This window comes from Aureimonas sp. D3 (genome assembly GCF_001463805.1).
GTDB lineage: Bacteria > Pseudomonadota > Alphaproteobacteria > Rhizobiales > Rhizobiaceae > Aureimonas > Aureimonas ureilytica_A.
This window is the reverse complement of sequence record NZ_BBWM01000093.1, coordinates 1-4,865: the sequence shown is the minus strand read 5'-3', so window position 1 is coordinate 4,865 and position 4,865 is coordinate 1. Positions and strand designations below refer to the sequence as shown.

Annotated in this window: 4 protein-coding genes and 1 pseudogene; 4 read left to right on the top strand and 1 reads right to left on the bottom strand. The window is 57.5% G+C overall.

Going from position 1 to position 4,865, the window contains the following annotated elements; all coding sequences use genetic code 11:
- Positions 1-366, bottom strand: a pseudogene (locus AUL36_RS24785) (transposase); the annotation flags it as partial.
- A gap of 589 nt (positions 367-955) precedes the next feature.
- On the opposite strand from AUL36_RS24785, the gene AUL36_RS24095 reads away from it, so the two are divergent.
- From AUL36_RS24095 to AUL36_RS22870, 4 genes are all read left to right on the top strand, one after another.
- Positions 956-1,585 (top strand): hypothetical protein, encoded by a 630-nt coding sequence (locus AUL36_RS24095; RefSeq protein WP_156418552.1) that lies wholly within the window; start codon positions 956-958, stop codon positions 1,583-1,585.
- 169 nt (positions 1,586-1,754) lie between these two features.
- The gene (locus AUL36_RS22880) at positions 1,755-2,432 is read left to right on the top strand and encodes a ParA family protein (protein ID WP_058599188.1); all 678 of its coding nucleotides are present in this window, start codon (positions 1,755-1,757) and stop codon (positions 2,430-2,432) included.
- Complete coding sequence (locus tag AUL36_RS22875) at positions 2,429-2,764, top strand: hypothetical protein (protein ID WP_058635543.1); 336 nt, start codon at positions 2,429-2,431, stop codon at positions 2,762-2,764. Before AUL36_RS22880 ends, AUL36_RS22875 begins: the two co-directional genes overlap by 4 nt.
- A 12-nt stretch (positions 2,765-2,776) precedes the next feature.
- Complete coding sequence (locus tag AUL36_RS22870) at positions 2,777-3,853, top strand: replication protein RepA (protein ID WP_058599190.1); 1,077 nt, start codon at positions 2,777-2,779, stop codon at positions 3,851-3,853.
- The last annotated feature ends 1,012 nt before the right edge of the window (positions 3,854-4,865 follow it).

Genomic DNA, 4,865 nt, shown 5'->3' with positions numbered 1-4,865 from the left:
TCTGATCGGCGCGGCGCCCACGATAGTGGTAGCTCGATCGCTCCGCCCGAAGCACACCGCACGCCCGCCTGATGCTGACCTGCCACGTGCTCCTGACGTCGTCGACGAGTTGCCGGCGCCGGTCAGGCCTCAGAGCTTTCGCGAGACGACATCCTGCAGCATCGCCTTGTCGAGGCTAAGGTCCGCGACGAGCCGCTTCAGCTTGGCGTTCTCTTCTTCAAGCTGGCGCAGACGCCGCATCTCGGACGGCATCAGTCCTGCATACTTCTTGCGCCAGGCGTAGAATGTCGCCTCGCTGATCCCGGTCTTGCGGCACACCTCGCCGACGCTCGTGCCATCCTCGGCTTGCTTCAACACGAACGCGATCTGCGCCTCGAAAAACTTCGACCCTTCATTCCAAGCTCCTGTTCCTAGCCCTCATTCATAACTGGAATTCTCCAGCTCAAAACGGTCCAGGAAACAGGCAGCAGGTCAGAAGGAAGTGGCGGTTTCATAGTAGCGAGTGACGATGCGGCGAGCATGCTTGACCCCGGCGATGGCCCGCAGTTCGTTGCGATAGGCCAGTTCCACCAATTGGTCCCGGCGCGCTTCGAAGCTGTCGGGTAGGGCTCGGCCCAGCACCTGCTCGACATGATCGATGACATCTCGCGTTGTGTGACCGATGACGGCATGTGCAAGGTCGGATGGGGTGACTGGAAAGCCGAGACCCGTCAGTTCCCGAACGTCGATTGGACAGTGGATTGCTTGGCTAACGATGAGAACGCCGTTGTAGTCGAAGATTACAAGTTCTGACTGACAGACAGGGTCGATGCCGATGCCTTCGTCGGTCAGTTTCGGACGAATGCTTCATAGTCGGCGGAGATGACAAACGGTCGTCTCTCGGTGGAATGATCCCATCCAATATGAGGGTTCGCTTGTTCAACGTATCATCGTCCATGGTCCCGCTCGAGAACGATTGGATGAGACGGATTGGGGGCTTTCGGTCCCTTGCGGTCCCCTCCCCTGCCGCAGCCTGCCGCAGATCACCGCGCCTGTAGGCGTCGACCTTGGTCAAGGCGTTGGTGAGCGCTTGAACGTCCTTCTGAAGCGCCTCGACCTTGGTCAGAATCCGCTCACCCCGGACCTCGGCCAGTTCCAGGTCCTTCTTCTGGGACTCCTCGATCTGTGTGACACGGCGGTCGAAGAGGTCGATCTTGTGGACCTGATTGTTGACCCAGGTCGAGCCGGTCCAGAACATGCCGGGAAGGGTCAAGCCGGCGATGATCGCGCTGAGGGTCTTCGTGTTGGGCACGACACCCCTGCTCTCTTCTACCGACATGAGAATCCCTTCGCCTTGATGTCGCTCCAATATGGGGTCGGCCGTTCTTCGGAGCGTGCTGACTTGCTGCATCACGAGGCACAACGCACCATCCAACCGAGCGTCAGCGTCATGGTTCGGAAGGGTGTTTGTCTCGATGAAGAACCCCTGATACAAGACTTTATGGGCATCTGGACTGAAATTCACGCGGGCTTTGCGTTGATCAGTTCTCGCTTCCTTCTGGATAAGAACCGAGTTGGAACTGAGTCAGAACCCAAAAAGAAGTGATATCGAACCGACTATGAGCTGACCTGGAACTAAGATGGAACTGACAAGGATGTCGACATGCTCCAAGTTCTCGTCTAGTTCCGTCTCACTTCTTTTCTGGTTCGTGGTCACGGTGTGGTAACCAGGAACTGCGAGGGTGGCTGATAGGAACCAATGAGGAACCGAGAAGATGCCGGTGATCGTCCTGTGCTCAACAAAGGGTGGTGTTGGGAAATCGACGACTGCTCTCCTGCTCGCGCAGGTCTATGCCGAGGCTGGGTCGCAGGTGACCTTGATCGACGCTGATCCCAATCAGCCTCTTGCGACCTGGGCTTCACGCTTCACGAAAAGCGTCCCAGAGAGATTGGAAATCATAGGCGGCGTTACCGAAGAGACGGTCGTCGAGGTCATCGACGACGCTGCCGAACGCAAGCCATTCGTCATCGTCGATCTAGAGGGATCCGCGAACGTGACGGCTAGCTACGCGATCTCTCGCGCCGATCTAGTTCTCATCCCAATGCGTGGCAAACAGCTCGACGTCGATCAAGCGGCGAGGGTGGTTTCTCTGATCGAACGGGAGAGCAAAGTCTTCCGACGACAGATCCCCTACCGGGTCATGTTTTCAATGATCGGCATGCTCCAGAGCCGTGAACAGAAGCACATCCGCGCCACACTCGACGGTAAGGGCATTCCGGTGTTGGATACGGCCTTATTCGAGCGCGCGGCCTTCAGCGCTATCTTTCAGATCGGTGGGACAATCTTCGACCTAACGGCCGAAGACGTCTCCAACCCAAAGGCGGCCCAAGAGAACGCGACCGCCGTTGCCCAATCCGTAATTGCAGCTCTCAATGAGGAGACCACGCGATGAGCCGTGAGCGTATCCCCCTAGATTTGCCCGACGTCGCGAGCTTCCGTCCCCGCACGGAACGCCCAGCCCCCCTGGCGCCAGAGGTAGCAGAGGCTGCGGAGAAGGCTGGTTTCCGCACCCGTCATGCTTCGCCCCCCAAGCCGAAGCCTGAACCGGTCAAGGAGGTCTTCGACGCTCGCGCCCTTCGTCGTTCGAACCGGACGGCCAAGCTGAACATCGCGACGTCGCCAGAAGTGCGGGAGCGTTTTTGGAAACTGGCACAGGAGCACGATCTCCTTTCGGGGGAGGAGATGCTTGTCGCCTTGATGGACGCCTTTGAGCGGGCCCCGTAAGGTGTCCTTCCAATGAAAGAGAGTGATAGCACCATTCTTCCGGCCACCCTCGCAGATATTCGCGATGAGGATTTGCTCGCCGAACTCAAGGAGTACGAAGGCCGTTCCGTCTATGCCATCATGCTCAAAGAGTTGGGGCGTAGGCAGGCAAAACGCGATCGAGAGGCGAGAGCGAAGGAGGCCACGGACGCCGCCGTTGCACAACTCACCCCTATCCAGCGGAGGCGGGCAAAGACGCGCGTGGAAGTGGACAGCGACCGCACCTCTTCCGATTATCTGCGTTTCTTGCCCACCCCATTGGCGATCTGCAGCCTTCCATATCGGGCTTTGCCCGAAGATGTGACGCGCTATGAACGCCGACAGGGGAGAATGACCCTCGTTGTGAACTCCGGCGAGCTCCTCGCCCCGAACGGAGAGTGGACACCTCAACCCGTTCCTTGGGGGCCGAAAGCGCGTTTGATCATGACCCACCTCTCGACGGAGGCGCTCAGGAACAAGAGCCCGCTCGTCGAGACCACTGGATCCCTGTCAGAGTTCATGCGTGAGATCGGCTTCGAACCGACGGGGGGACGTTATGGAAACCTTGGTCTTTTCAAAGAACAGCTGAGAGCCCTGGCTGCATGCAGTATGACGTTTGGTGCTTGGGATGGGCAGCGCTCTGCGGTCATGAAGATGAAGCCGCTGGAGAAGGTTGAACTTTGGTACGAAGGGCATCCCGATCAGCGCAGCCTCAGTCCTAACACGATTAAGTTCTCTGAGACCTTCTACAACCAACTGAAAAAGCATGCGCTGCCGATCGACGTGCGAGCGCTGAAGGCTTTCTCGAACTCGGCGCGCAAGCTCGACCTCCTGTTCTGGATCACCTACCGCGCCACGCGTCTGGATGAGCCGCTCATCCTCGACTGGAAGCCACTCAAGGAGCAGTTCGGGGAGGGGATCGCCCGCGATCGGAAGTTCAAAGAGCAGATCACAGAGGATCTGGCTGCGATCAAGGAAGTCTTTCCCAAGCTCAAGATCGAACTGACGTCGCAGGGCATGGAAATGAAGCCGGTCGACCCTTCCATTCTAGCCCTACCAAAAAAGCGGTAACAATACGCATAATCGGGGGCGCAAAGGTATTTCAGATTACGCATAATCGGGTGCGGGGCACAGTCGACTGAGTTAAATGCACCCCAAGAGGGAACTACGCATAATCGGGGGCGCTTCCTACGCATAATCGGGGGCACCAGAAGTGCTTTTGCCCACGCATAATCGGGGGCGAAAACAGCCTACTGACTCCAAATGCACCCCAAAGGGGATCTACGCATAGTCGGGAGCGCTTTCTACACGTTGTCCAGAATGCGCGAGTAGGCTCGCTTACGCATAATCGGGGGCGGCCTTTTCAAATTTACCTTTAGAAAAATCAATGCCTTAGTTTTTATCTCCGCATAATCGGGGGCGGTCTTACGCATAATCGGGGGCGTTAGTCGTGGAGTTTCCGCATAATCGGGGGCGGGCATACGCATAATCGGGGGCGTATTCCACGCATAATCGGGGGCGCTCCTTATAAGGAACAGAAACGTACAGAAACGTCTCCACAGAAAGCTTTTCACAGAACCCATTCAGAATTTCAGAAAAAAGCCTTCGATAGGATCGAACAGGAGGGCGCTAGAAGGGCGCAGGACGGCGATCAGGGACTTTTAGCTACACAGATAGCCAAAACGCACCAGCGCGCGTCTGAAAGGCTCTCTGTGGAATTTTGCGAACGGAGCAAAACGCCATTTCTTGCCGTCCTCCGGATCGCTCCGAACCGTCGGGATACGGACATGCCGATCCATTGTTCGATGAAGGCGAGCTGATCGACCGTGTCGTCAGTCCGCATCGCTCCACATCTCGTCCATGAAGCGTTTCTGCTCTTCGAAAATGCTTGGAGCAAACGGGGCTGCCCAAGCCCTGGCGAGGAGCGGAGCCAGACGTTCCCCCAGAAGGCATGCGTTGCGGATCCAACGTGGCGTCACAACTAGGGCATCGTCAAAGTCCTGATGGTCGAAGTATGTCCCGGCGGGGTGAACTGAATGAGGGTGCTGCTCGGGAGGGCTAGGTCGACGCTTGGGTGGACGCA